Genomic DNA, 26141 nt, shown 5'->3' on the forward strand with positions numbered 1-26141 from the left:
TACTTCAGCGGCGCATGGCACGCGCCATGGCGACCGCAGCCAACAGGCTAGACGCATCCGCCTTGCCCGTGCCGGCCAAATCAAAGGCGGTGCCGTGATCGGGGCTGGTGCGCACCAGCGGCAGTCCTAACGTCACGTTCACACCCTGCTCTACGCCCAAGTACTTCACGGGGATCAAGCCTTGGTCGTGGTACATCGCCACCACCACATCAAACTCACTGGGTTGTCCGTTCTTGGCGCGTGCGCGCATGAACACCGTGTCGGGCGCAAACGGCCCGCTCACGTGCATGCCCTCGGCACGCGCCTGTTGCAGGGCGGGGATGATGATGTCGAGTTCTTCACGCCCCATCAAGCCCCCCTCGCCCGCATGCGGGTTCAAGCCCGCCACGGCCATGTGTGGTGCGCGACCCGTGGCCGCCAGCTCGGCAGTATGGGTGATGCGCAGGGTTTGCAAAATGTTGTCGACCGTCACCGCGTCAATCGCTTGGCGCAAGGACACATGGATGCTGACCAACACAGTTTTGAGTTCAGGGTTGGCCAACATCATGCGCACGGGCATGTCGTCCACCCCCACGCCTGCATGGGCTGCTGCACACGCCTGCAACATTTCGGTATGCCCCGGGAACGGCACACCCGCTGCAAACAAGGCCTCTTTGTGTAAAGGCGCTGTCACCACCGCCGACACATCGCCGCGCAAGGCGGCTTGCGCCGCCCACACCACGCAGTCAGCAGCCAGCTTGCCAGCGGTTGCGCTGATTTGACCCCACGCAGGCAGCTGGTCAGCAGCCAAAGGCTGCGTGACTTGCAAGACGGGGATGGTGAATGGCACTTTGATTTGGGCTGCTTCACGCAAATCGTTGACCAACTGCATGTGCATTTGTGGCTCGTGGTATTCGCACTGAGCCAACAACAATGCGGCACGCTGCATGACCGCCAAATCACCGACGACCACGCAGCCTTGCAGCTGCTCGGGTGCATCGCGAAACGCTTTGACGATGATTTCGGGGCCAATGCCCGCCGCATCGCCCAGCGTGATGACCATGGGCTTGAAATGTTCAGCGGTGCTCATGCGCGAACACCCGTCATGCGGGGTTATCTATTTCGATGAACTGGTGGCTGATGCCCAGTTGTGCCGCCACATGCGCCGCAGCGGCAGGTGCGCCATAACGCTCAGTGGCGTGATGCCCACAAGCCAAAAAGGCCACCCCAGTTTCGCGCGCCAAATGCGCTTGGGGCTCTGAAATTTCGCCCGTGATGAAGGCATCCACACCCGCGGCAATGGCTGCTTCGAAATAACTTTGCGCACCGCCGGTGCACCAAGCCACTTTGCGTATTTCTCGCACAGGTGTTTGCACCACCACAGACTCACGTTGCAAAGCCCCCGACACCACTGCCGCCAAAGCTTGCGCATTGGCAAACTTTTGGCCATCCGCGCGTTCGCCCCACAAACCCAAATCTTGCTCACCAAACGTGCCTTGCACTTGCAGCCCCAAACGCTGGCCTAGCTGCGCGTTGTTACCCAATTCAGGATGTGCATCCAGCGGCAAGTGGTACGCCAACAAGTTGATGTTGTGTGCCAACAGCAGTTGCAAGCGTTGCTTCATCCAGCCGGTGACCGTGCCGTCTTGGCCACGCCAAAACAAACCGTGATGCACAAAAATGGTATCCGCCTTGGCATCTATCGCCGCCTCAATCAAGGCGCGACTGGCAGTCACGCCAGAGACGATGTGGCGAATGGTGTCTGCACCTTCGACTTGCAAACCGTTCGGTCCGTAATCTTTGAAACGTGCAGGCTGCAACAAATCGTTGAAGGCACTCAGCAATGTTTGGCGGGTGACGGTTTGACTCATCGGGGCACCTTGGTTTTGGGACGCTGGACCGCCGTGACATTCAAGGTCAGGTTTTGATTGCGCCGAACCACTTCGAGCTTCACGTTCTCGCCGGGCGTGAGTGCGGCAATTCGTGTCAACAGCTCGCCCACATTTTTCACGGGCTGCCCAGCCACGGCCAACAACAAGTCGCCTGGGCGCAAGCCTGCATTCGCAGCGGGGCCGTTTTGCAGCACCCCGGTGATCACCACACCGTTGGTTTGCTTCAAGCCAAACGTCTCGGCCAATTCAGGCGTCAACTCGCTGGGTTCAATTCCAACCCAGCCGCGTGTCACTTGACCATCGCGCACGATGCCCTCTAGCACTTGACGCGCGGTAGACACAGGAATGGCAAAACCAATGCCCATGTTGCCGCCCGAGCGCGAATAGATGGCGGTGTTGATGCCAATCAAATTACCGTTCACATCGACCAAAGCGCCGCCCGAGTTGCCGGGGTTGATGGCCGCATCGGTTTGGATGAAATTTTCAAAGGTGTTGATGCCCAACTGGTTACGGCCCAAGGCAGACACGATGCCGCTGGTCACGGTTTGGCCCACGCCGAATGGATTGCCAATTGCCAACACGCGGTCCCCTACTTGTGCCGTGTCTGAATTGCCCAAGGCAATGACGGGCAAGCGGTCTAGGTTGATGCGCAAAATAGCGAGGTCGGTATCCGGGTCTGCGCCAATCACCTGTGCGGTTGCATGGCGACTGTCACTCAAGGTGACTTCAATTTCTTGCGCACCCTCAATCACATGGTTGTTGGTGAGGATGTACCCCTCAGGGCTGACGATGACGCCACTGCCCAAGCCCTGCTGTGGCGTGTCGTCTTCGCGGTCGCCATAGAAAAAGCGAAACCAAGGGTCGTTTTGAAAAGGATGCGCGGGCGCATTGGCCTGTGTGGTGGCAATGCTCACCACGGCGGGCGATGCCACTTTGGCTGCCGGGCTAAAACTGCCAGGCATGACAGTGCCGGTGGCATTGGGCGCGGCCTCGAGCAAGGTCACACCTGACATTGGCATGCGGCGGTTGAGCCACTCAGGCTTCAAGGTCACCAGGACAAACCAAATTGCCACCAGCACGGTGACAACTTGGGAGAACAGCAACCATTGACGTTTCATGGCGTGTTTGCGCAGCGCTTATTCGGCGTCAGGCGCTTGGGTGTGTTTGATGAAGAGTTGCGCAGCCCAAATGCCGATCTCGTACAAGATGCACATGGGAATGGCCAGCGCCAGCTGCGACACCACATCGGGCGGCGTCACGATGGCCGCGATGATGAATGCCAACACGATGAAGTACGAGCGAAAGTCTTTGAGCTTTTCGATGGTCACCACATTCATGCGCGCCAACACAATCACCACGATGGGCACTTCAAACGCCAAACCAAAGGCGATGAACATGCTGATGACAAAGCCCAAATAGGCCTCAATGTCAGGTGCAGCCGTGATGCTTTTGGGCGCAAAGCTTTGGATGAACTTGAACACTTGGCCAAACACGAAGAAGTAGCAAAACGCCACTCCCACCATGAACAACAAGGTGCTTGACACCACCAACGGCAGCACCAATTTCTTTTCGTGCGAATACAGACCAGGCGCCACAAACGCCCACACCTGGTACAGCACCACCGGCAGCGCCAGCAAAAACGCAGTCATCAGCAAAATTTTGAGCGGCACCAAAAATGGCGAAATCACCGACGTGGCGATCAACGTGGCACCCGCAGGCAACTGTGCCACCAAGGGCGCCGCCAACAAGTCATACAGCTCGGCAGGGCCGGGGTAGATCGCCAACGCAGCACCAGCCACCAACACGGCAATGGTCGCTTTGACCAAACGGTCACGCAACTCAATCAAATGCTGCACAAATGGCTGCTCGGTGCCAGCCAATTCGTCGGTAGAAGGGGTATCAGACATGTTCAGAACGCTTCACAGGGCGAAAACGCGCCACGCGGGCCGCGCCAGATAGCGCCTTGGTGCGTACACCTTGACGGGCTTTGTACCAATGCGGCATGGCACCACGCTTGAGGCGCCATTTCTTGCCTGGGTTTTCATACGTGGGTGGCGGTGGGGCCAACGGTTCGTAATGGTCAGACGATAAACCAGCCGTGGTTTCGGACCAGTCTTTCTCAAAGTCGCTGGCCGCGGTGTGTACGGAGTGCTCCACATCGCGTGCCGCTGTCTCCATCGTCTCTTTCATCTTCTTGAGCTCATCGAGCTCCATCGTGCGGTTGACCTCAGCTTTGACGTCAGCCACGTAACGCTTGGCTTTGCCAATCATCGTCCCCATCGTGCGGGCGACACTGGGCAACCGCTCGGGCCCGATGACTACCAAGGCCACCGCACTCACTACCGCAATTTTGGAAAAATCGAGATCAAACAAAGCAAGCGATCAACATCAATTAAGACTTGTTCTTGACTTCAACGTCAATGGTATTTTTGTCGGCAGACACAGCGGCAGCAGGCGCTGCTGGCTTGTCTTCGGCAGGTGCGCTGCCATCTTTCATGCCGTCTTTGAAGCCCTTCACGGCGCCGCCCAAGTCTGAGCCCAAATTTTTGAGCTTCTTGGTACCAAACACCATGATGACGATCAACAAGACGATCAGCCAATGCCAAATTGAAAACGAACCCATGTGTGACTCCTAAATAATTGATTGAATTCTAATCAGCCGCGCAGCCAAGGACGTGGACCACCCATGACATGCCAGTGCATGTGATGGACTTCTTGCCCACCTTCAGCGCCAGTATTAGCCACGATGCGAAAGCCACCTTCGGGGTAAGGTTTTGCGCCTTCTTGCACAGCCAGCTTGGGGGCCAGCAACATCATGCGACCCAACAAACCTTCATGCTCGGGCGTGACATGCGCCATCGAGGGAATGTGCAACTTAGGAATGATCAAAAAGTGCACGGGCGCCCACGGGTTGATGTCGTGAAACGCGAAGATTTCGTCGTCTTCATACACCTTACGCGACGGGATTTGACCCGCGATGATTTTGCAAAAAATGCAATTAGCGTCTGTCATATTGTCCTCACTCGCCCGCGGCTTCGCGGGCTTGCGCTTTGCGCAAAGCTTTCTCTTCCAAGCCACTCAGGCCTTCGCGGCGCGCCAGCTCATCAATCACGTCAGAGGGCTTCAAGCCGTAGTGGGCCAAAGCAATCATGCTGTGAAACCACAGGTCGGCCACTTCGTACACCAGCTTCGATGCATCACCGCCATGGTCCACGTCTTTGGCGGCCATCACGGTTTCGGTGGCCTCTTCGCCAATCTTCTTCAAGAACGCGTCAGGGCCTTTGTGCAGCAAGCGCGAGACGTAGCTCTTCTCGGGGTCGCCGCCATTGGCGGGCTTGCGGCTTTCAATCACGTCGGCCAGACGTTGCAAGGTGTCTAAATGGGTCACAGGGGTCGAACTCATGGTGTTCACTTGTAAATGGATTCGGGGTCTTTCAGCACAGGCTCGCAAGCGTGCCACGCTTTACCTTCAAGACGTTGGTAGAAGCAGCTATGGCGGCCAGTATGGCAGGCAATGCCGGGCTCGTGTCCTTCTTGCGTCACCTTGAGCAACACCACGTCGTTATCGCAGTCGATGCGAATGTCGTGCACCGTTTGCACATGGCCCGACTCCTCGCCCTTGAACCACAGCTTGTTGCGTGAGCGACTGAAATACACCGCACGCTTGAGCTCAGCCGTTTTTTGCAGCGCCTCGCGGTTCATCCACGCAAACATCAGCACGTCACCGCTGTCTTTTTCTTGGGCGATCACGGGTACTAGGCCTTTGTCGTCCCATTTGATGGCATCAAGCCAAGTTGAGGTCATGTCGGTTGTTTTCAAGAAAAGGATTACAAACGGACAGGAATGCCGCGCTCACGCATCCGCTCTTTCGCCTGCTGCACGGTGTATTCGCCGTAGTGGAAGATGCTCGCGGCCAGCACAGCGTCAGCGCCGCCTTGTTGTACGCCATCGGCCAAGTGGTCGAGGTTGCCCACGCCGCCTGAGGCAATCACGGGCACGGGCACGATGTCGGACACGGCGCGGGTGAGCTGCAAGTCAAAGCCGCTCTTGGTACCGTCGCGGTCCATGCTGGTGAGCAAGATTTCGCCTGCGCCGTAGTCGGCCATTTGCTTGGCCCATGCCACGGCGTCTAGACCCACGTTTTTACGGCCGCCATGGCTGAACACATCCCAGCCAGGGCCAACAGCCAAGCCGTTTGCACCCATGCGCTGTTCGTCTTCCGCGGTGCGGCGCTTGGCGTCGATGGCCACGACGATGCACTGGGCGCCATATTTGGCTGACGCATCGCGAATCACTTGCGGGTTGGCTATTGCCGCAGAGTTAAAGCTCACTTTGTCAGCGCCTGCGTTGAGCATGCGGCGCACGTCGTCAACGGTGCGCACACCACCGCCCACGGTGAGGGGGATGAACACTTGGCTGGCCACGGCTTCGATGATGTGAAGAATCACATCGCGCGCATCGCTGGTGGCGGTGATGTCCAAGAAGGTGAGCTCGTCAGCGCCTTGGTCGTTGTAGCGTGCCGCGATTTCCACAGGGTCGCCTGCATCGCGCAGCTCGACAAAGTTGACGCCTTTGACGACGCGACCGCCGGTCACGTCGAGGCAAGGAATGATGCGCTTAGCAAGCATAGAGGTCCAAAGAGTTCTTCAAGAAACGGTCAAACGCTGCCAGCCAACCCATTGGCCACCAGCGGAGATTGAGATGGGTTCAAACACCTGCGCGGCTTCCACGCACAGCATGCGCGCAAAGCCGTGGGCGGGCATGTCGGCCAGTGCGGCGCACTTGCCCTCGCCCGGGTTCCACACCACTGAGTTGGCCCATGAGGGGCTTTGCTCAATTTGCAGGGTGCTTGTGCCGTCTTGCAGGTGCAGTGGGTTGGCCGCCGAGTCATACACGCGGTCAAACTCGCCATCAAAGTACAGCGCCTCGTCGGCCAAACCATGCACATCAGCAACAGCGTCCCACTCGGGGCGGCCACCCAAGCCACGCAGCTCGGTCAGGTCAATGTCATCGACGGCTAGGTACGTGTGCAGTGCGCCAGTGAAGTGCAAATCGTTTTGCGCTTCGGTGTTGTTAACGGTCAGCGTGAGGGTCAGCTGGCCGGGCGCCAACGCCACGCGCAGCACGGCCACAAAGGCTTGTTGCCAAATGGCGAGCGTGTCGGCGTTGGTGCTGAGGGTGAAGTCGATGTGGGCGGCGTCACCGCTGGCCACGGCCTCACCGGCTACCCAGCTCATGTTGCGCGCAAAACCATGTTTAGGCAAAGTGCCACGTTGGTTGAACTGGGGGAAGCACACCGGCACACCACCACGGATGGCGGCTTGGCCATCCCACAGGTTGTTGGGGCTTAAAAACAAACGCTCGCGGCCTTGGCTGACCCACGACAACACATGCGCGCCTTGCAAAGCCACCAGCACGGTGTCGCCGCAAGGCAGGGTCAGGCGCTGGCAGGCAAGGCCTTGGTGAAGCTCACCGCAGGCCGCGCTACCGGCGGCTGTGGCATTAGCCATTGAGTTCGTCAGCGCGGGCTTGGGCTTTTGCAAAGTCCAAATCACCACTGTAAATGGCGCGACCGCAAATCACGCCCTCCACGCCCTCGCCTTCCACGGCGCACAACTGTTCGATGTCGGCCATGTTGGACAAACCGCCAGAGGCGATGATGGGAATCGACACGGCTTGTGCCAGCTTGACCGTGGCGTCGATGTTGATACCCGTCAGCATCCCATCGCGACCGATGTCGGTGTAGATGATGGATTCGACGCCATAGTCTTCAAACTTCTTGCCGAGGTCGGCCACATCGTGACCGGTGAGCTTGCTCCAACCATCGGTGGCAACCTTGCCGTCTTTGGCGTCAAGACCCACGATGATGTGACCGCCAAAGGCAGCGCACGCATCTTTCAAGAAGCCGGGGTTCTTCACGGCAGCGGTGCCAATGATGACGTAGCGCAAGCCTGCGTCGATGTATTTTTCAATCGTATCGAGGTCGCGGATGCCGCCACCCAACTGCACGGGAATGTCGTGGCCCACGGCTTTCAAAATGGCTTTGATGGCCGCTTTGTTTTGTGGCGTACCGGCGAAAGCGCCGTTCAAGTCCACCAAGTGCAGGCGGCGCGCGCCTTTGGCCACCCAGTTGAGCGCCATTTGCGCTGGGTCTTCACCGAAGGTGGTGGATTGCTCCATGTCACCTTGTTTGAGGCGCACGCAATGTCCGTCTTTGAGGTCGATGGCGGGAATTAAATACATGATGGCGTTAAAAGTTCAAGGGTTCCAGTGCAGAAAGTTGCGGTACAGGGCCAAGCCATGCGCCGCGCTTTTTTCCGGGTGAAATTGTGTCGCAAAAATGTTGTCGCGGGCCACGGCACATGTAAAAAGGCCGCCGTAGTCAGTTTGGGCCGCGCTGTGCTCTGGATTGGCAGGGCGGGCGTAGAAACTGTGCACGAAATAGAAGTAGCTGCCGTCGGGCACATCGGTCCACATGAAGTGCGGACGTGTGGGCTGCACTTGGTTCCAGCCCATTTGCGGCACCTTGAAGCGGCTTCCGTCGGGTTGTGTGCGGCCGGCCAAATCAAACTTCACCACCTCGCCGGGAATCAGACCTAAGCCGGGCGTGTCGCCCTCGGCGCTGTGGTCGAGCATCATTTGCATCCCCACACACACGCCAAACAAAGGTTTTTTGTGGGCAGCGTCCATGACCGCATCAAACATGCCGGACTCGCGCAACTCGCGCATGCAATCAGGCATGGCGCCTTGGCCGGGCAAGACCACGCGGTGCGCGTCGCGCACCACCTGCGGATCAGACGTGACCACCACTTCGGCATGGTCGACCAGAGAAGCCGCATGCATCACCGCCTGCGCCACAGAGCGCAGGTTGCCCATGCCGTAATCAACGACTGCGACTTTGTTGGTCACAGGCTTCCCTTGGTGGAAGGAATCATGCCGGCTGAGCGTGGGTCCAATTCCAAAGCAGCACGCAAGGCACGCGCAAACGCTTTGAACACCGTCTCAGCTTGGTGATGCGCGTTCTCGCCGCGCAAGTTGTCGATGTGCAAGGTCACGAAGGCGTGGTTCACAAAGCCTTGGAAAAACTCAAACGCCAATTGGCTGTCGAACTCGCCAATCATGCCGCTCTTGAACGGCACGTGCATGATGAGGCCAGGACGGCCCGAAAAATCCACCACCACGCGGCTGAGTGCTTCGTCGAGCGGCACATAGGCGTGGCCGTAACGGCGAATGCCTTTTTTGTCGCCCACGGCTTTGGCAAACGCTTGGCCCAAGGTGATGCCCACGTCTTCCACGGTGTGGTGGCCGTCGATGTGCAAATCACCCACGGCGTGGATGTCCAAATCGATCAAGCCATGACGCGCGATTTGGTCCAGCATGTGGTCAAAAAAACCAATGCCGGTAGAGAGCTTGGATTGGCCCGTGCCGTCGAGGTTGATCTTGACGGTGATTTGGGTCTCGGCCGTGTTGCGGCTGACTTCGGCAGTACGTGGCGCAATAGGAGCTGTCATGTGTGACTTTCGATTAAGAGAGAGCGGTTTGCAGGGCAGCCAAGAGTTGTTTGTTTTCCTCGGGCGTGCCGATGGTCAAGCGCAAGCAGTTGGCAAGCAATGGGTGCATTTTAGAAACGTTCTTCACCAGCACTTTGTGGGCCTTGAGCACCTCAAAAGCGCGATTGGCGGCATCGGCCTCACCATTGAAACGCAACACCATCATGTTGGCTTCGCTGGCGTAAGGGGTAACGCCTGCCATTTGCTGCAAGGCTTTGAACAAAGCGTCACGCTCCGTGCGAATGACAGCGGCTTGCTGGGCAAACACATCTGTGTGCTCCAGCGCAAACAAAGCGCATTCGGCGTTGAGCACGCTCACGTTGTACGGTGGGCGCAGTTTGTCGATCTCGTTGATCAACGCCTGAGGGGCAATCATGTAGCCCAAGCGAATGCCGGCCAAACCAAACTTTGACAGCGTGCGCATCAACAGCACATTGGCATTGGCCGCTGGGTGTTGGCGAATTTCGTCGAGCCAGCTTTTGCTAGAGAACGGCTGATATGCCTCGTCCATCACCACCAAGCCACCATAAGCGCTGACCTGCTTGATGAGGTCGCGAATGGTGTCGGCGTCCCACAAATTGGCGGTGGGGTTGTTGGGGTAGGCGATGTAAACAATGGCGGGCTCGTGCTGCGCGATGGCGGCAGACATGGCAGCCTCATCCAACTCAAAGTCGGCCTTCAAGGGCACACCGATGTATTGCAAACCTTGCAGCTGTGCGCTCATGCCGTACATCACAAAGCCGGGCTCTGGGGCCACAACTTTGGCGCGATCTTGAGCGCCGGGGACGGCGCAAGCTTGGGACAACAAAGAAATCAGTTCGTCCGAGCCGTTGCCCAGCATCAAGCCCAAACCTGCAGGCAAATCAACGTATTGCGCCAGCGCGGTTTTCAGGTCGTCGATGCGTGCGCCGGGGTAACGGTTGACTTCCACCGCACCCAAACGCGCGCCCAGCTGGGCCTGCAATTCGGGCGAGAGGGTGAATGGGTTTTCCATCGCGTCAAGCTTGACCATGCCCACCGAGTGCTGCACGGCATAGGCGTGCATGGCTTGGACATCGGGGCGAATGAAACGCAGTGCGTTCGTCATATCGGTCAGTCTTTCTTCAAACGGAACTCAGCTGCCATGGCGTGGGCTTGCAAGCCTTCGCCATAGGCCAACACGGCGGCAATCTTGCCCAGCGTTTGCGCGCCCTGCTCGCTCACCTCGATCAAGCTGCTGCGCTTTTGGAAGTCGTACACGCCCAAGGGCGAGCTGAAACGCGCCGTGCCGCTGGTGGGTAACACGTGGTTGGGTCCCGCGCAGTAGTCACCCAAACTTTCACTGGTGAACGCGCCCAAGAAAATGGCACCTGCGTGCTTAAGCAGCGGCTCCCACTTGTGGGGCTCGTTGCTCGACACCTCTAAGTGTTCGGGTGCAATGCGGTTGCTGATAGCGCACGCCTCTTCCATGCTGCGGGTGTGGATGAGCACACCACGGCCATTGAGCGATTTTTCGATGATGTCTTTGCGCGGCATTTGCGGCAGCAAGCGCTCGATCTCAGCTTGCACGCGGGCTATGTACGCGGCATCGGGGCAGAGCAACACGCTTTGCGCCAGCTCGTCGTGCTCGGCTTGGCTGAACAAATCCATGGCCACCCAGTCGGCGGGCGTGGAGCCATCGGCCAACACCAAAATTTCGCTGGGGCCTGCAATCATGTCGATGCCCACGGTGCCAAACACACGGCGCTTGGCAGCGGCCACATAGGCGTTGCCGGGGCCGGTAATTTTGTCGACCGCTGGCACAGTGGCTGTGCCGTAGGCCAACGCGGCCACGGCTTGTGCGCCACCGATGGTGAAGGCGCGGCTCACGCCGGCCACATACGCAGCAGCGAGCACCAATGGGTTTTTCTCGCCCTTCGGCGTAGGCACAACCATGATGATTTCCTCCACGCCTGCGACGTGCGCAGGAATGGCGTTCATCAACACGCTGGATGGATAAGCTGCTTTGCCACCGGGCACATAGATGCCCACGCGGTCCAGCGGCGTGACTTTTTGGCCGAGCAGCGTGCCGTCGGCATCGCGGTAGGTCCAGCTCTCGCCGCTGGCTTTCTTTTGCGCCTCGTGATAGCTGCGCACGCGTGCGGCGGCGGCTTGCAGGGCGTCGCGTTGCTCGGCGGGCAAGCCATCGAACGCGGCTTTGAGTTCGGTTTGCGTCAACTCCAACGCGGCCATGCTGTCGACCTTCAGGCCGTCAAAGCGCTCTGTGTATTCGAGCACGGCGGCATCGCCACGCTTTTGCACGTCGGCCAAGATGTCGGCCACGCGTTGCTCGATGGCCGCGTCAGTGTCGGCAGACCAATGCAGACGCGCTTTGAAATCAGCTTCAAAGGTGGGGCTGGTGGTCGAGAGACGAAGCGGTTTGGCCATCTTGTGTACGTATGTGGTGAGAGATTATTTGCCTGCTGACAAAGCGGCAGAAAAGGCGTCGATGATGCGGCGAATGTCGGCCTGCTTCATCTTGAGCGCGGCTTGGTTGACCACCAAGCGCGAGCTGATGTCCATGATGCGCTCGACCTCCACCAAGTGGTTGGCTTTGAGCGTGTTACCGGTGGACACCAAGTCCACGATGGCATCGGCCAAGCCTGTGAGCGGGGCCAATTCCATGGAACCATAGAGTTTGACCAAATCCACGTGCACACCTTTGGTGGCAAAGAAGTCACGCGCAATGGTGGTGTACTTGGTCGCCACTTTCAAGCGCGCACCTTGCTTCACCATGGCGGCGTAGTCGAAGTCGGAACGCACCGCCACGCTCATGCGGCATTTGGCGATTTGCAAATCGAGCGGCTGGTACAGGCCCGCGGTGGCCACACCGCCAGCCACACCACCGCCGTGTTCGATCAACGTATCGAGGCCGGTCACGCCCAAATCAGCGCCGCCATATTGCACATACGTGGGCACGTCGGATGCACGCACCAGCACCACGCGCACATTGGCGTGGTTGGTGGGCAAGATGAGCTTGCGAGATTTTTCTGGATCTTCGAGCACCTCAATGCCTGCGGCTTTGAGCAGCGGCATGGTTTCGTCAAAGATGCGGCCTTTGGAGAGAGCGAGTGTGAGCATTTCTTTTACTTTCATGGCGTGAGCGCCGCCGGGCCGCCCCAAGGCGCGAGGGCCCCCTCGGGGGGCAGCGAAGTACACGAAGTAACGAGCGTGGGGGCCATTACTTGACTCTTTCGATATCAGCACCAATAGCGCGCAGCTTGGCTTCCATCTTGTCGTAGCCACGGTCCAAGTGGTAGATGCGGTCCACCAAGGTTTCGCCATCGGCAACCAAGCCGGCAATCACCAACGAGGCAGAAGCGCGCAAATCGGTGGCCATGACGGTCGCACCCGAGAGCTTTTGCACGCCTTCAAGCACAGCCACTTTGCCGTCGATTTGGATGTGCGCACCCAAGCGCACCAACTCGTTGACGTGCATGAAGCGGTTTTCAAAAATCGTTTCGGTCACCTTCGATGCGCCCTTGGCAATCGCGTTCAACACCATGAACTGCGCTTGCATGTCGGTGGGGAAACCTGGGTATTCAGTGGTGCGGAAGTTTTGCGCCTTGAGGTGCTCATACGCAGGCGCAGTGCCTTGAATGCGAATGCCGTCTTCGTTGGCAGTGACGATTGCACCTGCATCGCGCAGCTTGTCGATGACCGCATCCAAATGGTCGGCACGGGCGTGACGCAAAAACACATCACCGCCTGTGGCGGCCACGGCGCACAAGAACGTGCCAGCTTCAATGCGGTCAGCCACCACTTTGTGGGTGCAGCCGTGCAAGCGCTCCACACCTTGGATGTGAATGCGGCTGGTGCCGTGGCCTTCAATCTTCGCGCCCATGGCAATGAGCATTTCGGCCAAGTCTGGGATCTCTGGCTCTTGCGCGGCGTTTTCCAACATGGTTTCGCCTTCGGCCAAAGCCGCAGCCATCAAGAAGTTTTCTGTGCCGGTCACCGTCACCATGTCGGTGGCAATGCGTGCGCCTTTGAGGCGTGTGCGACCGCCGCCCAATTTGGCAACCATGTAGCCGTGGTCCACATCAATCTCGGCACCCATGGCTTGCAAGCCTTTCAAGTGCTGATCCACAGGGCGTGAGCCAATGGCGCAACCACCAGGCAACGACACCTTGGCGTGACCAAAACGGGCCAACAAGGGGCCCAGCGCCAACACCGAAGCGCGCATGGTTTTCACCAGCTCGTAAGGGGCTTCAGGGTTGTTCAAACCACCCGCATCCAAACTCACGGTGCCGTCATCGGCGCGCTCGGCGGTGACGCCCATGTTGCGGATGAGCTTGAGCATGGTGGCCACGTCTTGCAACTGCGGCACGTTGTGCAGCGTGACAGGCTGGTCGGTCAACAAGGCCGCGCACAGCTCGGGCAGGGCCGCGTTTTTAGCGCCAGAAATCAGCACCTCGCCATTGAGGGTGCGGCCGCCGCGAACGAGTAATTTATCCATAGGGTTTCTTAAGCTTTAGAAGCAGCTTGCCACTCGGCAGGCGTGTAGGTTTTCATGGACAAAGCGTGTACTTCGTCGGTTTTGATTTTTTCGCCCAAGGTGGCGTACACCTTCTGATGGCGTTGGATGAGGCGTTTGCCTTCAAACTCGGCGGACACCAAAGTGGCATACCAATGACGGCCATCGCCCTCGACGTGCAAATGCTCGCAGGGCAGGCCTGCGGCGATGATGGTTTGTAGTTCGTCAGCTGTCATTTAAAAACCTTCATCCTCGAATCTTGTAACCCGTGCGTAGCAAGTGCAGTGCAATGGCTGACACCGCGGTTAAGCACACGCCCACCACGCCCAAACTCAGCCAAGGCGACACATCGCTCTGGCCAAAGAAACCGAAACGGAAACCGTCAATCATGTAGAAGAACGGATTGAGGTGGCTCACGCTTTGCCAAAAGCTTGGCAGTGAGTGGATGGAATAAAACACACCGCTCAAAAACGTCATCGGCATGATGATGAAGTTTTGGAAAGCAGCCATCTGGTCAAACTTGTCCGCCCACAAACCGGCTATCAAACCCAGCGAGCCGAGCATCAGGGCACCCAACACCGCAAAGGTGATGACCCACACAGGCTGCGTGGGCATCAGCGAAAAATTCAGCACCGACGATTGCCACACAAACAACACGCCCGCCAGCAACACACCCGCACCCACCAACAAGCCGCGCACCATGGCGGACAGCGCATAGGCAAAGAACCAGCTCCAGTGCGACAACGGGGTGAGCAACAAAAACACCAAGTTGCCCATGATCTTGCTTTGCACCATGGACGAGGAACTGTTGGCAAACGCGTTTTGCAACACGCTCATCATCACCAAACCTGGAATCAAAAACGCGGTGTAGCTCACGCCGTCGTACACCTGCACGTGCGCTTCGAGCACGTGACCAAAAATCATCAGGTACATCACCGCGGTGAGCACGGGTGCTGCCACCGTTTGGAAACTGACTTTCCAAAAGCGCAGCACCTCTTTGTAGAACAGCATGGTCCAGCCGGTCATCATGCTTTCACCTCTTCGCTTTTGTGCATCACATCAAGAAAAACGTCTTCCAAATCGGCTTTGCGAATTTCTACGTCTTGCGCATGCAAGCCAGCTTCACGCACGGCTGCAAGGTAGCGTTCAATCTCCAACGCGTCGTTGGCAGGGAACTGCACGATGCGGCCTGTCACACGCGCTTTGGCAGCAAGTGCAGCAGGCAACTCGGTGTCGAGCTTGAAGCGCAGCACATTGCTCGATGCGGCTTTGAGCAACTCGGTGGTGCTGTCGAGCGCCACCACTTTGCCGTTTTTCAACATGGCAATGCGGCTGCACAAAGCTTCGGCCTCTTCGAGGTAATGCGTGGTCAGCAACACGGTGCTGCCCTCGCGGTTGAGCTTGGCGATGAACTGCCACAAGGTTTGGCGCAGCTCTACGTCCACACCCGCTGTGGGCTCGTCGAGCACGATGACAGGCGGCCTGTGCACCAAGGCCTGCGCGACCAACATACGGCGCTTCATGCCACCAGAGAGTTGGCGCATGTTGTGGTGGGCTTTGTCGGTCAGGCCAAGGCTGTGCAAAAGCTCGTCAATCCAGTCGTCGTTGTGCTTGACGCCAAAGTAGCCCGATTGAAACTTCAAAGCTTCGCGCACATTGAAGAACGGGTCGAACACCAGCTCCTGCGGCACCACGCCCAACATGCGGCGGGCTTGGGCGGATTGGGTGGCCACATTGACGCCATGCACGAGTACCGAGCCAGACGTGGCTTTGGCCAAACCGGCCAAGATGCTGATAAGGGTGGTTTTGCCCGCACCGTTGGGGCCTAAGAGTCCGAAGAACTCGCCTTTTTGGACATCAAAACGCACGCCATCGAGTGCCTGAAACGGGCCTCGGGCGGTTTGGAAGGTTTTGGAAACGGATTGAAAAGAAATAGCGGGCATGAGTAGCCTTTGATTTTAAGGCTTTACCAATGCCCTGACTTGGCGGCACCCACTTAGGGCACCTAAAACCCGTTTTAGTGGAGCAAGGCGCTCAGGCCATAGACTTTGGCCAAGGCTTGGGCACGGTCGGGCAGGCCCGTGACGCGCAACTGCGCACCTTTGCCCAGCACCGCACGGCGACAGGCCAAGATCACGGCCAAAGCCGAAGAATCAAACTGAGTCAACGCAGAGGCATCCAAAACCGCTTCGCCACCTTCGGCCAACTGTGCGGTCAAAGACGCCACCAAGCCATCAGCCACGGCTTGAGCTTGAGCCTGCATCAACACGGCAGGCAAGGCAATGGCGGCGGTCAAGGTGTTCATGGCTTATTTGGATGCGCGAGCGTTGGTTTTGTTGCGGTCGCTCAAGCTGGCGATCAAGCCATCCACGCCTTTGGCGTTGATTTCTTGCGCAAACTGAGTTTTGTAGTTCTCAACCAGCCATATGCCCATGACATTCATGTTGTAGACCTTCCAAGCGCCATCCGCAGACTTCTCGACACGGTAGTCCAGTTGAATGGGATCACCTTTGCCACGCACTTCGGTACGAACCAACACCTCTTTGTCATCGGCAGCCGCACGCAATGGCTTCACCACAATGGTTTGGTCGTTGACTTGACCCAAAGCGCCCGCGTAGGTGCGCACCAACAAGGTTTTGAATTCTTCTTGCAAACGCTTTTGCTGCTCTGGCGTGGCCTGGCGCCAGCCTGGGCCGACAGCAGACGCCGTCATGCGCAAGAAGTTGACATTGGGCATGACACGTTGGTCAACCAAAAGACCAATTTTGTTCACATCCCCGCTGTGAATGGATTTGTCCGCCTTGATGGCGTCCAAGATATCGCCTGAAACGCGTTTGACAAACACATCCGCAGGCTCTTCCGCGGCATGCACGGCATGCACGGCATGGAGCATCCCCAGCGCGCAAGCCGCACCCAAGACCCATGCAGAAAATGTGCGGCGTGACAAAAAGCGGTTCATGGTTTCAAGCTCCAAAGGATTCTGTTTATTTTTAACGTCAAAACGTCTTACTTCGTTGACGGAGTGGCAGGCTCAGCGCTCGGGTCCGGCAGGTCTTCTTCATCCGGCGGATTCCCGTCGTAGACCTGGTTGCGACGGTATTGCAAGTAGGAGTCACGCGTGAAGCTGTATTTATCAATGGCAGCACCCGACAACAAATCCGTGGTTTGCAACAAGCTCGCCCGTTTGTCGACCGTACGCGCCACAACAGCCACATTACGTTCTGCGACCACATCATGGTTGGTCACAAAATCAGTCGCAAACTCCAACGGCAAAGTGGAGGTATCCCGCACTGTCGAGGGGCCGAATACAGGCAACACCACGTAGGGCCCGCTCGGTACGCCCCAATAGCCCAGCGTTTGACCGAAGTCTTCAGGATGGCGCTCTAAACCAATTTCTGTTGCAACGTCAAAAATGCCGTAAATACCTACCACGGTATTCACCACGACGCGCATCAAGGACTCAGCGGTGTTGCGGCCTTTGAGTTGCAAACCGTTGTTGGCGGTAGACCACACATCCGACAAGTTGCGAAAGAAATTGCTCACACCCGTTTGCACGGGTTGTGGCGCGTAGTCGCGGTAACCTGTGGCTGCTGGCTTGAGCACGTTATCGTCCAAGGCGTCGTTGAAGACGGACACTTTGCGGTTGAACGGCTCCAATGGATCTTTGGGGTTCGCGTTAGGACCTGTGGCGCAGCCAGCGCTGAGCGCGGTCAGCACCACCAACGCTGCATACACCCCCCAACGTTGAAGCATCACACCCATCATTTGCCACTCTTTTCAGGCGCTGGCTCAGCAGCCTTGTTGTACAAAAATTGGCTGATCAAGTTCTCCAACACCACGGCAGATTGCGTGGCTTGGATGCGGTCGCCATTGGCCAAGTTGTCAGCCTCAGAACCAGCTTCGATGCCAATGTATTGCTCGCCCAGCAAACCACTGGTGAGAATTTTCAATGAGCTGTCTTTGGGGAACTGGTAACGACTCTCGATGTTCATCGTGACCGTGGCTTGAAAGGTTTTGTCGTCAAACGTGACGTTTTCCACACGGCCCACCACCACGCCTGCGCTCTTGACCGCCGCTTGGCGCTTCAAACCACCAATGTTGTCAAAGCGGCCACTCACGGTGTAGTTGGACTGGAAATTCAAGGTCAACAAATTGGCTGACTTCAAAGCCAAAAACAAAATCGCTGCTGCGCCCAAGAGCACAAACAAACCCACCCACACATCATTTTTGGAGCGTTGCATAGCTTCCTCGATTCATCAAATACTGAACATCATGGCAGTGAGGATGAAGTCCAACCCCAACACTGCCAACGAAGCGACCACGACCGTTTTAGTCGTGGCGCGCGAAACACCTTCGGGTGTGGGTTGGGCTTCATAGCCTTGCAGCAGTGCCACAAACGTGACGGTCACACCGAACACGATGCTTTTGACCACGCCATTGCCCACGTCTTTCCACACGTCAACGCCGCCTTGCATCTGGCTCCAGAACGAGCCGGCGTCCACGCCAATCATCAACACGCCCACCATCCAGCCGCCCAAAATACCCACGGCGCTGAACACCGCGGAGAGCAAAGGCAAGGCGATGATGCCGCCCCAAAAGCGTGGACCCAAGATGCGGCGCACAGGGTCGACCGCCATCATGTCCATGGCGCTGAGTTGCTCGCCCGCTTTCATCAAACCAATTTCAGCGGTGAGCGATGTACCGGCACGGCCAGCAAACAACAAGGCACTGACCACGGGACCGAGTTCACGCACCAAGCTCAAGGCCACCAACAAGCCCAGCGCTTCGGCAGAGCCATAGCGCTGCAAGGTGTAGTAGCCCTGCAAGCTGAGCACAAAGCCCACAAACAAACCAGACACCGCAATGATGGCCAACGAGTAGTTGCCCAAAAAATGCACTTGGTCGCGCACCAAGCCAAAGCGGCGCATGTTGTGGCCAAACTCGGCGATGAGACGCACAAACAAACGTGCGCCTAGTCCTAAGCCAGCCAAGTAGCTGCGCACAGCAAAGCCTAAATTGGCGATGAATTTCATGCCTCGCCCTCCACGCCAAAGTCTTGCGCCACGCTGGGGCCTGGGTAATGGAAACGCACAGGACCATCTGGTGCGGCGGTGACAAACTGCTTCACCAACGGGTCGGTGCTGTGACGCACTTCATCAGGTGTGCCTTGTGCAGCAATCTTGCCGTTGGCCAACACGATCACTTGATCGGCGATGTGAAAGGTCTCATCCAAATCATGCGACACGATCACGCTGGTCAAGCCCAAGGTGTCGTTGAGCTGGCGAATCAAACGAGCAGCGGTGCCGAGCGAAATAGGGTCTAGACCTGCAAAGGGCTCGTCGTACATGATGAGTTCTGGGTCGAGTGCCATGGCACGCGCCAAGGCCACGCGACGGGCCATGCCGCCAGAAATTTCGCTGGGCATCAAATCGCGTGCGCCACGCAGGCCCACGGCTTCGAGCTTCATCAACACGATATCGCGAATCATGGATTCGCTCAAGTCGGTGTGCTCGCGCAGCGGGAAAGCCACGTTGTCAAACACGCTCAGGTCGGTGAACAAAGCGCCAAACTGAAACAGCATGCCCATGCGACGACGCACGGCGTACAGACCAGAGGGGTCTAGCGCGCCAACTTCTTGACCATCAAAGGTGAGGCTGCCAGACTGCGCACGGTATTGGCCGCCAATCAAACGCAGCACCGTGGTCTTGCCGCCACCCGAGGCGCCCATCAGCGCCGTCACCTTGCCGCGCGGTATGGTGAGCGAAATGCCATCCAAAATGAGGCGTTCGCCATAGCCAAAGCGAATGTCGCGCAGTTCGACCAGCGCATCAGGGTTTGTGTTTAATGGGGAAGTGTTATTCATAAAAACAAAAGCTGGCCTATTGATAAAAACAGGCCAACTTTTGCTATTTTAGAACCAAGCCGTCACAAGCTTGTAAAAATGGTCAATTAACGGGGCAGATCGCTCGCGCCCATCAAGAACTCATCCACCGAACGCGCAGCCTGACGGCCTTCGCGGATGGCCCACACGACCAAAGATTGGCCGCGACGGATGTCGCCTGCGGCAAACACTTTGGGCACGTTGGTGGCATAACCACCGGTGAATTCGGTCGTGGCCTTGGCGTTGCCGCGTGCGTCTTTCTCGACGCCGAAGCCTTCCAAAATGGTGGCCACAGGGTTCACAAAGCCCATCGCCAACAACACGAGGTCGGCTTTGATGATTTCTTCGCTGCCGGCCACTTCAACCATCTTGCCGTCTTTCCATTCGACGCGAACGGTTTTGACGCCCGTGACTTTGCCGTTTTCGCCGACAAACTCTTTGGTCGAGATGGCGAATTCGCGCTTGAGCAAACCTTTTTCAGAGCTCTCGTCGTGGCTAGAGCTGGTGCGCAGCTTCAGCGGCCAGTATGGCCACACCAAAGGCTTGTTCTCGTGCTCGGGTGGCATAGGCATCACCTCAAACTGAACCACGCCAGCAGCGCCGTGGCGTGTGCTGGTGCCCACGCAGTCAGAGCCGGTGTCGCCACCACCGATGACCACCACATGCTTGCCGTCAGCGCGCAATTGGTCTTTGACCTTGTCACCGCCGTTGACCTTGTTTTGTTGGGGCAAGAACTCCATCGCGAAGTGAATGCCAGCCAAGTCGCGGCCAGGGGCTGGCAAGTCGCGTGACTGCTCTGAGCCACCGGTCAACAACACAGCGTCAAAGTCTTTTTGGAGCTGGGCAGGGGTGATGGTTTCTGTGGCCCAGTTGGTGACCTTAGAACCCTTGGGCAACTCGCCCACCATCACGTTGGTGCGAATGGTCACGCCTTCAGCTTCGAGCTGCTTGGCGCGACGGTCGATGTGCGACTTTTCCATCTTGAAGTCTGGAATGCCGTAACGCAACAAACCACCAATGCGGTCGTTCTTTTCGAACAAGGTCACGTCGTGACCGACGCGTGCCAACTGCTGTGCAGCGGCCATACCGGCGGGGCCTGAGCCGACCACCGCAACCTTCTTGCCTGTCTTGTGCTTAGGCGGTTTAGCCACCACCCAGCCTTCGGACCAAGCTTTGTCGATGATCGCGTGCTCGATGGACTTGATGCCCACCGCGTCACCATTGACGTTCACCACGCAAGCCGCTTCGCAAGGTGCGGGGCAAATGCGGCCGGTGAACTCGGGGAAGTTGTTGGTGCTGTGCAGCACGTCAATCGCGTTTTTCCAATCGCCTTGGTACACCAAGTCGTTGAAGTCCGGAATGATGTTGTTGACGGGGCAACCGTTGTTACAAAACGGTGTGCCGCAGTCCATGCAACGCGCAGCTTGTTGTTTGGCTTGGCCATCGTCCAAACCAATCACAAATTCGTCGTAGTTTTTCAGGCGCTCTTTGACGGGCTTGTAGCCCTCTTCAAGACGCTCAATTTCCATAAAGCCAGTGACTTTTCCCATGATTCAAATCCTTTTGCTTGTGCTGTGCGTTACTTGGCGGCGACGGCTTTTTTGGCCGATGCGGCTGGAGCCTTAGCAGTCTTGGCTGCGTTCAACTCGCCCAATGCACGCTTGTATTCGTTGGGGAACACTTTGACAAACTTGGCACGTGCGGTGTCCCAGTTGTCCAGCAAGTCACGGGCGCGTTTGGAGCCCGTCCAACGGTGGTGGTCTTCGAGCAACTTCTTGAGTTGCGCTTCGTCGGTTTGGTCACGGTGCCAAATGGCGCGTGGCAACGAGGCTTCTTGTTCGGCAGCGGTCAACACTTTTTCCATGGAAACCATGGCGGTGTTGCACTTCTTGTTGAACTGACCGTCTTCGTCGTACACGTACGCCACACCGCCGCTCATGCCTGCTGCAAAGTTACGGCCGGTTTTACCCAAGACCGCGACTGTGCCGCCTGTCATGTATTCGCAACCGTGGTCGCCTGTGCCTTCGACCACAGCGGTCGCGCCAGACAAACGCACTGCAAAACGTTCCCCAGCCACGCCGGAGAAGAACGCTTCACCGCGCGTCGCGCCAATCATCACGGTGTTACCCACGATGATGTTGTTGACGGCTTCGCCACGGAAATCGATGCTGGGGCGAACCACCACGCGGCCGCCTGAGAGGCCTTTGCCGGTGTAGTCGTTGGCGTCACCAATGAGGTACAGCGTGATGCCGTTGCACAAGAACGCGCCAAACGATTGACCGCCCGTGCCTTCGAGTTGGATGCGGATGCTGTCGTCTGGCAAACCTTCTGGGTGAACCTTGGTCACAGCGCCAGACAACATGGCACCGACAGAGCGGTTCACGTTGCGGGCCACTTCCATGAACTGCACCTTCTCGCCGCGCTCGATGGCGGGCTTGGATTTTTCGATGAGTTTTTGGTCCAGTGCTTTTTCCAAGCCGTGGTCTTGCTTGTCCACGTGGTAGCGAGGAATTTCTGGGCCCACTTGGGGCACAGCCAACAAGCGAGCGAAGTCGAGGCCAGAGGCTTTCCAGTGCTCGATGCCAGCGCGCATGTCGAGCAGGTCGGCGCGGCCAATCATGTCGTCAAACTTTTTGATGCCCAACTGCGCCATGATTTGACGCACTTCTTCAGCGATGAAGAAGAAGTAGTTGACGACGTGCTCAGGCTTGCCTGTGAACTTCTTGCGCAACTCTGGGTCTTGTGTGGCCACGCCCACGGGGCAGGTGTTCAAGTGGCACTTGCGCATCATGATGCAGCCCTCAACCACCAGCGGTGCAGTGGCAAAACCAAACTCGTCAGCGCCGAGCAAAGCACCCACAGCCACGTCGCGGCCGGTTTTCATTTGACCGTCGGCTTGCACGCGCACGCGGCCACGCAAACCATTCAACACCAAAGTTTGTTGGGTTTCGGCCAGACCGATTTCCCAAGGTGAACCGCAATGCTTGATGGAAGACCAAGGCGATGCGCCCGTGCCGCCGTCGTGACCGGCGATCACCACGTGATCGGCCTTGCACTTGGCGACGCCTGCGGCAATCGTGCCCACGCCGATTTCGGCCACCAACTTCACGCTGATGTCAGCGTGAGGAGCGACGTTCTTCAAGTCATGGATCAACTGAGCCAAGTCTTCGATCGAATAGATGTCGTGGTGTGGAGGGGGCGAAATCAAGCCCACGCCTGGCACGCTGTAACGCAGCTTGCCGATGTACTCAGATACTTTCGCGCCTGGCAACTGGCCGCCTTCACCGGGCTTGGCGCCTTGGGCCATCTTGATCTGGATTTGGTCAGACGAAGACAGGTATTCAGCCGTCACACCGAAGCGACCCGAAGCCACTTGTTTGATGCGTGAACGCAAGCTGTCGCCCGCTTCCAAAGGCATGTCGACTTCCACCACATCAGCGCCGATGACGCTCTTCAAAGTTTCACCCTTTTTGATCGGGATGCCTTTGAGTTCGTTGCGGTAACGCGCTGGGTCTTCACCACCCTCACCCGTGTTGGACTTGCCGCCAATGCGGTTCATCGCCACAGCCAAGGTGGCGTGTGCTTCAGTCGAGATGGAACCGAGTGACATCGCGCCGGTGGCGAAACGTTTGACGATCTCAGTGGCGGGCTCGACCTCGTCCACAGAGATGGCTTTAGATGGGTCAATCTTGAAATCGAACAAACCGCGCAAGGTCAGGTGACGCTTGTTTTGGTCGTTGACGATTTGTGCGTACTCTTTGTACGTGTTGAAGTTGTTCGAGCGTGTGCTGTGCTGCAACTTGGCAATCGCGTCAGGCGTCCACATGTGCTCTTCGCCGCGGGCGCGCCAGGCGTATTCACCGCCTGCGTCGAGCATATTGGCGAGCACGGGATCTTCGCCAAATGCCGCCTTGTGCATGCGAATGCCTTCTTCGGCCATTTCGAAAATGCCGATGCCTTCCACGCGACTTGGTGTGCCAGTGAAATACTTTTGCACAGTTTCGGTGTTGATGCCGATGGCTTCAAACAACTGCGCGCCGCAGTAAGACATGTAGGTCGAAACGCCCATCTTGGACATGATCTTCGACAGGCCTTTGCCGATGGCTTTGATGTAGTTGTAGATCGCTTTTTCGGTCGACAAATCAGCGGGCAAATCTTTATGCAGATTGGCCAATGTTTCGAGCGCGAGGTAGGGATGCACGGCTTCTGCGCCGTAGCCAGCCAACACGGCGAAGTGGTGCACTTCGCGGGCGCTGCCTGTTTCCACCACCAAACCAGCGGTGGTGCGCAAGCCTTCGCGTACCAAGTGCTGGTGGATGGCAGACAAGGCCAACACAGCAGGAATTGCCACTTGGGTGGCGCTCACAGCGCGGTCGCTGATGATCAGGATGTTGTGGCCGCCTTTGATGGCGTCCACAGCCTCAGCGCACAACGACGCCAACTTGGCTTCCACGCCGTCATGGCCCCAAGCCAGTGGGTAAGTCATGTCGAGCGTGGCGCTCTTGAACTTGCCGTGGGTGTACTGCTCAATGTCACGCAACTTGGCCATGTCGGCGAAGTCCAGCACAGGCTGGCTGACTTCCAAGCGCATGGGTGGGTTGACTTGGTTGATGTCGAGCAAGTTGGGCTTAGGGCCCACGAACGACACCAACGACATGACGATGGCTTCACGGATCGGGTCGATCGGTGGGTTGGTCACCTGCGCGAACAACTGCTTGAAGTAGTTGTACAGCGGTTTGTTTTTGCTAGACAACACAGCCAAGGGGCTGTCGTTACCCATCGAGCCAATGCCCTCTTCGCCGTTGATGGCCATAGGCGCCATCAAGAACTTGATGTCTTCTTGGCTGTAGCCAAAGGCTTGTTGGCGGTCGAGCAAAGGCACATCGCTGGCTTGAGCAGCTTCGCCTTCGTGGCCTTTGACGTCGTCTAACTTGATGCGGACGTTTTCAATCCATTGCTTGTAGGGCTTGGTGTTGGTCAGGCCAGCTTTGAGTTCTTCATCGTCGATCATGCGACCTTGTTCGAGGTCGATCAAAAACATCTTGCCGGGCTGCAGACGCCACTTGCGCACGATCTTGCTCTCAGGCACGGGCAACACGCCAGACTCAGAACCCATGATGACCATGTCGTCGTCAGTGATGCAATAACGTGATGGACGCAAACCATTGCGGTCCAGCGTCGCGCCGATTTGGCGACCGTCGGTGAACACGATAGAAGCTGGGCCGTCCCATGGCTCCAACATCGCGGCGTGGTATTCGTAGAAGGCCTTGCGGCGCTCGTCCATGGTGGTGTGGTTTTCCCATGGCTCTGGAATCATCATCATCACGGCTTGGCTGATGGGGTAGCCGGCCATCGTCATCAACTCGAGACAGTTGTCGAAGGTGGCGGTGTCGGATTGGTCAGCGAAGCTGATGGGGTAAAGCTTTTGCAGGTCGTCGCCCAACACGGGGGAAGACATCACGCCTTCGCGGGCTTTCATCCAGTTGTAGTTGCCCTTGACGGTGTTGATCTCACCGTTGTGCGCCACATAGCGGTAAGGGTGAGCCAAGGGCCACTCTGGGAAGGTGTTGGTCGAGAAGCGTTGGTGCACCAAGCCGAGGGCGGACACGCAGCGCTCGTCGGTCAAGTCGCGGTAATAGGTACCGACTTGGTCGGCCAGCAACAAGCCTTTGTAAATGATGGTGCGGCTAGACATGCTGGGCACGTAATACTCTTTGCCGTGCTTCAAGTTCAAGTGCTGGATCGCGGCGCTGGCTGTTTTGCGGATGACGTACAGCTTGCGCTCGAGCGCGTCTTGCACGATCACGTCATTTCCACGGCCAATGAAGATTTGGCGAATGACCGGCTCTTTTTCACGCACGCGGGGTGACATGGGCATGTCGAGGTTGACCGGCACATCGCGCCAGCCCAACAACACTTGGCCTTCGGCTTTGACAGCGCGGTCCAACTCTTGCTCGCAAGCCAAGCGCGACGCGCTTTCTTTGGGCAAGAACACCATGCCCACGCCGTACTCGCCGAGCGGTGGCAAGGCAACGCCCTGCTTGGCCATCTCTTCGCGATACAAAGCGTCGGGCAATTGAATCAAGATACCTGCGCCGTCGCCCATGAGCGCGTCAGCACCCACAGCACCGCGATGGTCGAGGTTTTCCAAAATTTTGAGCGCTTGACCCACGATGGCGTGGCTCTTGTGACCCTTGATGTGAGCAACAAAGCCCACGCCACAGGCGTCATGTTCGTTAGATGGGTCGTACAAACCCTGAGATTGCAGTTGTGCTTTATCGGCAGCCGTGGTCATGGCGCATTCCTCAAAAATTCAGCGGGACAAGAAGGATACTGCACTGCAG

29 protein-coding genes are annotated in these 26141 nt (G+C 57.6%); all 29 read right to left on the minus strand.

Annotation, left to right across the window (positions count from 1 at the left end; all coding sequences use genetic code 11):
* Positions 1-4: 4 nt before the first annotated feature.
* Positions 5-1069 carry a 4-hydroxythreonine-4-phosphate dehydrogenase PdxA gene (gene pdxA / locus B9Z44_RS05045; protein ID WP_211308685.1) on the minus strand — a complete coding sequence of 355 codons (1065 nt, stop codon included), beginning with the start codon at positions 1067-1069 and terminating at the stop codon, positions 5-7.
* Positions 1070-1082: 13 nt separating this feature from the next.
* Complete coding sequence (locus B9Z44_RS05050; protein WP_108401851.1) at positions 1083-1850, minus strand: Nif3-like dinuclear metal center hexameric protein; 768 nt, start codon at positions 1848-1850, stop codon at positions 1083-1085.
* Positions 1847-2989, minus strand: a complete 1143-nt coding sequence (locus B9Z44_RS05055) for a S1C family serine protease (RefSeq protein WP_108401852.1) — start codon at positions 2987-2989, stop codon at positions 1847-1849. Before B9Z44_RS05055 ends, B9Z44_RS05050 begins: the two co-directional genes overlap by 4 nt.
* Positions 2990-3007: 18 nt before the next feature.
* Positions 3008-3778 (minus strand): twin-arginine translocase subunit TatC, encoded by a 771-nt coding sequence (gene tatC, locus B9Z44_RS05060; RefSeq protein WP_108358328.1) that lies wholly within the window; start codon positions 3776-3778, stop codon positions 3008-3010.
* Positions 3771-4244 carry a Sec-independent protein translocase protein TatB gene (gene tatB / locus B9Z44_RS05065; protein ID WP_108358329.1) on the minus strand — a complete coding sequence of 158 codons (474 nt, stop codon included), beginning with the start codon at positions 4242-4244 and terminating at the stop codon, positions 3771-3773. The genes tatC and tatB overlap by 8 nt, the downstream gene beginning before the upstream one ends.
* A 19-nt stretch (positions 4245-4263) precedes the next feature.
* The gene (gene tatA, locus B9Z44_RS05070) at positions 4264-4494 is read right to left on the minus strand and encodes a Sec-independent protein translocase subunit TatA (protein WP_108281767.1); all 231 of its coding nucleotides are present in this window, start codon (positions 4492-4494) and stop codon (positions 4264-4266) included.
* Between the two features lie 32 nt (positions 4495-4526).
* Positions 4527-4883, minus strand: coding sequence for a histidine triad nucleotide-binding protein (locus B9Z44_RS05075; RefSeq protein WP_108401853.1), 357 nt, complete (start codon positions 4881-4883; stop codon positions 4527-4529).
* Positions 4884-4890: 7 nt separating this feature from the next.
* Entirely contained in the window at positions 4891-5274 is a 384-nt protein-coding gene (locus tag B9Z44_RS05080) for a phosphoribosyl-ATP diphosphatase (protein WP_108358497.1), read from the minus strand.
* Positions 5275-5279: 5 nt separating this feature from the next.
* Positions 5280-5675 (minus strand): phosphoribosyl-AMP cyclohydrolase, encoded by a 396-nt coding sequence (hisI, locus tag B9Z44_RS05085; RefSeq protein WP_108358331.1) that lies wholly within the window; start codon positions 5673-5675, stop codon positions 5280-5282.
* Positions 5676-5698: 23 nt separating this feature from the next.
* The gene (gene hisF, locus B9Z44_RS05090; protein WP_108401854.1) at positions 5699-6499 is read right to left on the minus strand and encodes an imidazole glycerol phosphate synthase subunit HisF; all 801 of its coding nucleotides are present in this window, start codon (positions 6497-6499) and stop codon (positions 5699-5701) included.
* Positions 6500-6517: 18 nt separating this feature from the next.
* Positions 6518-7381 (minus strand): D-hexose-6-phosphate mutarotase, encoded by an 864-nt coding sequence (locus tag B9Z44_RS05095; RefSeq protein WP_108401855.1) that lies wholly within the window; start codon positions 7379-7381, stop codon positions 6518-6520.
* Positions 7374-8114: a 1-(5-phosphoribosyl)-5-[(5-phosphoribosylamino)methylideneamino]imidazole-4-carboxamide isomerase gene (gene hisA / locus B9Z44_RS05100; RefSeq protein ID WP_108358334.1), complete on the minus strand. Its 741-nt coding sequence runs from the start codon at positions 8112-8114 to the stop codon at positions 7374-7376. The genes B9Z44_RS05095 and hisA overlap by 8 nt, the downstream gene beginning before the upstream one ends.
* Before the next feature lie 15 nt (positions 8115-8129).
* The gene (gene hisH, locus B9Z44_RS05105; protein ID WP_255416726.1) at positions 8130-8780 is read right to left on the minus strand and encodes an imidazole glycerol phosphate synthase subunit HisH; all 651 of its coding nucleotides are present in this window, start codon (positions 8778-8780) and stop codon (positions 8130-8132) included.
* The gene (gene hisB / locus B9Z44_RS05110) at positions 8777-9382 is read right to left on the minus strand and encodes an imidazoleglycerol-phosphate dehydratase HisB (protein ID WP_108401856.1); all 606 of its coding nucleotides are present in this window, start codon (positions 9380-9382) and stop codon (positions 8777-8779) included. Before hisB ends, hisH begins: the two co-directional genes overlap by 4 nt.
* A 13-nt stretch (positions 9383-9395) precedes the next feature.
* The gene (gene hisC, locus B9Z44_RS05115; protein WP_211308686.1) at positions 9396-10508 is read right to left on the minus strand and encodes a histidinol-phosphate transaminase; all 1113 of its coding nucleotides are present in this window, start codon (positions 10506-10508) and stop codon (positions 9396-9398) included.
* 5 nt (positions 10509-10513) lie between these two features.
* Positions 10514-11827, minus strand: a complete 1314-nt coding sequence (gene hisD / locus B9Z44_RS05120; RefSeq protein WP_108358337.1) for a histidinol dehydrogenase — start codon at positions 11825-11827, stop codon at positions 10514-10516.
* A 24-nt stretch (positions 11828-11851) separates the two neighbouring features.
* Positions 11852-12520: an ATP phosphoribosyltransferase gene (gene hisG / locus B9Z44_RS05125; protein WP_108358499.1), complete on the minus strand. Its 669-nt coding sequence runs from the start codon at positions 12518-12520 to the stop codon at positions 11852-11854.
* Positions 12521-12620: 100 nt separating this feature from the next.
* Positions 12621-13898 (minus strand): UDP-N-acetylglucosamine 1-carboxyvinyltransferase, encoded by a 1278-nt coding sequence (murA, locus tag B9Z44_RS05130; protein ID WP_108401858.1) that lies wholly within the window; start codon positions 13896-13898, stop codon positions 12621-12623.
* A gap of 8 nt (positions 13899-13906) precedes the next feature.
* Positions 13907-14152, minus strand: coding sequence for a BolA family protein (locus tag B9Z44_RS05135; protein WP_108358339.1), 246 nt, complete (start codon positions 14150-14152; stop codon positions 13907-13909).
* A 10-nt stretch (positions 14153-14162) separates the two neighbouring features.
* On the minus strand, positions 14163-14942 hold the full coding sequence (locus tag B9Z44_RS05140) for an ABC transporter permease (protein WP_108358500.1): 780 nt from the start codon (positions 14940-14942) through the stop codon (positions 14163-14165).
* A complete protein-coding gene (locus tag B9Z44_RS05145) occupies positions 14942-15859 on the minus strand; it encodes an ABC transporter ATP-binding protein (protein WP_108358340.1) in 918 nt (305 codons plus the stop codon). Before B9Z44_RS05145 ends, B9Z44_RS05140 begins: the two co-directional genes overlap by 1 nt.
* Before the next feature lie 74 nt (positions 15860-15933).
* Entirely contained in the window at positions 15934-16221 is a 288-nt protein-coding gene (locus tag B9Z44_RS05150; RefSeq protein ID WP_233246828.1) for an STAS domain-containing protein, read from the minus strand.
* Between the two features lie 3 nt (positions 16222-16224).
* Positions 16225-16875 carry an MlaC/ttg2D family ABC transporter substrate-binding protein gene (locus B9Z44_RS05155; RefSeq protein ID WP_108402810.1) on the minus strand — a complete coding sequence of 217 codons (651 nt, stop codon included), beginning with the start codon at positions 16873-16875 and terminating at the stop codon, positions 16225-16227.
* Between the two features lie 47 nt (positions 16876-16922).
* Positions 16923-17669 carry an MlaA family lipoprotein gene (locus tag B9Z44_RS05160; protein ID WP_245912761.1) on the minus strand — a complete coding sequence of 249 codons (747 nt, stop codon included), beginning with the start codon at positions 17667-17669 and terminating at the stop codon, positions 16923-16925.
* An 8-nt stretch (positions 17670-17677) separates the two neighbouring features.
* Positions 17678-18157, minus strand: a complete 480-nt coding sequence (gene mlaD / locus B9Z44_RS05165; protein ID WP_108358342.1) for an outer membrane lipid asymmetry maintenance protein MlaD — start codon at positions 18155-18157, stop codon at positions 17678-17680.
* A gap of 15 nt (positions 18158-18172) precedes the next feature.
* Positions 18173-18949 carry a lipid asymmetry maintenance ABC transporter permease subunit MlaE gene (mlaE, locus tag B9Z44_RS05170; protein WP_108358343.1) on the minus strand — a complete coding sequence of 259 codons (777 nt, stop codon included), beginning with the start codon at positions 18947-18949 and terminating at the stop codon, positions 18173-18175.
* Positions 18946-19779, minus strand: a complete 834-nt coding sequence (locus B9Z44_RS05175; RefSeq protein WP_108358344.1) for an ABC transporter ATP-binding protein — start codon at positions 19777-19779, stop codon at positions 18946-18948. Before B9Z44_RS05175 ends, mlaE begins: the two co-directional genes overlap by 4 nt.
* Positions 19780-19865: 86 nt before the next feature.
* A complete protein-coding gene (locus tag B9Z44_RS05180; RefSeq protein WP_108401860.1) occupies positions 19866-21347 on the minus strand; it encodes a glutamate synthase subunit beta in 1482 nt (493 codons plus the stop codon).
* A 29-nt stretch (positions 21348-21376) separates the two neighbouring features.
* The gene (gene gltB, locus B9Z44_RS05185) at positions 21377-26092 is read right to left on the minus strand and encodes a glutamate synthase large subunit (protein ID WP_108401861.1); all 4716 of its coding nucleotides are present in this window, start codon (positions 26090-26092) and stop codon (positions 21377-21379) included.
* Between the last annotated feature and the right edge of the window lie 49 nt (positions 26093-26141).

This window comes from Limnohabitans curvus (genome assembly GCF_003063475.1).
GTDB classification, from domain to species: Bacteria; Pseudomonadota; Gammaproteobacteria; order Burkholderiales; family Burkholderiaceae_C; genus Limnohabitans; species Limnohabitans curvus.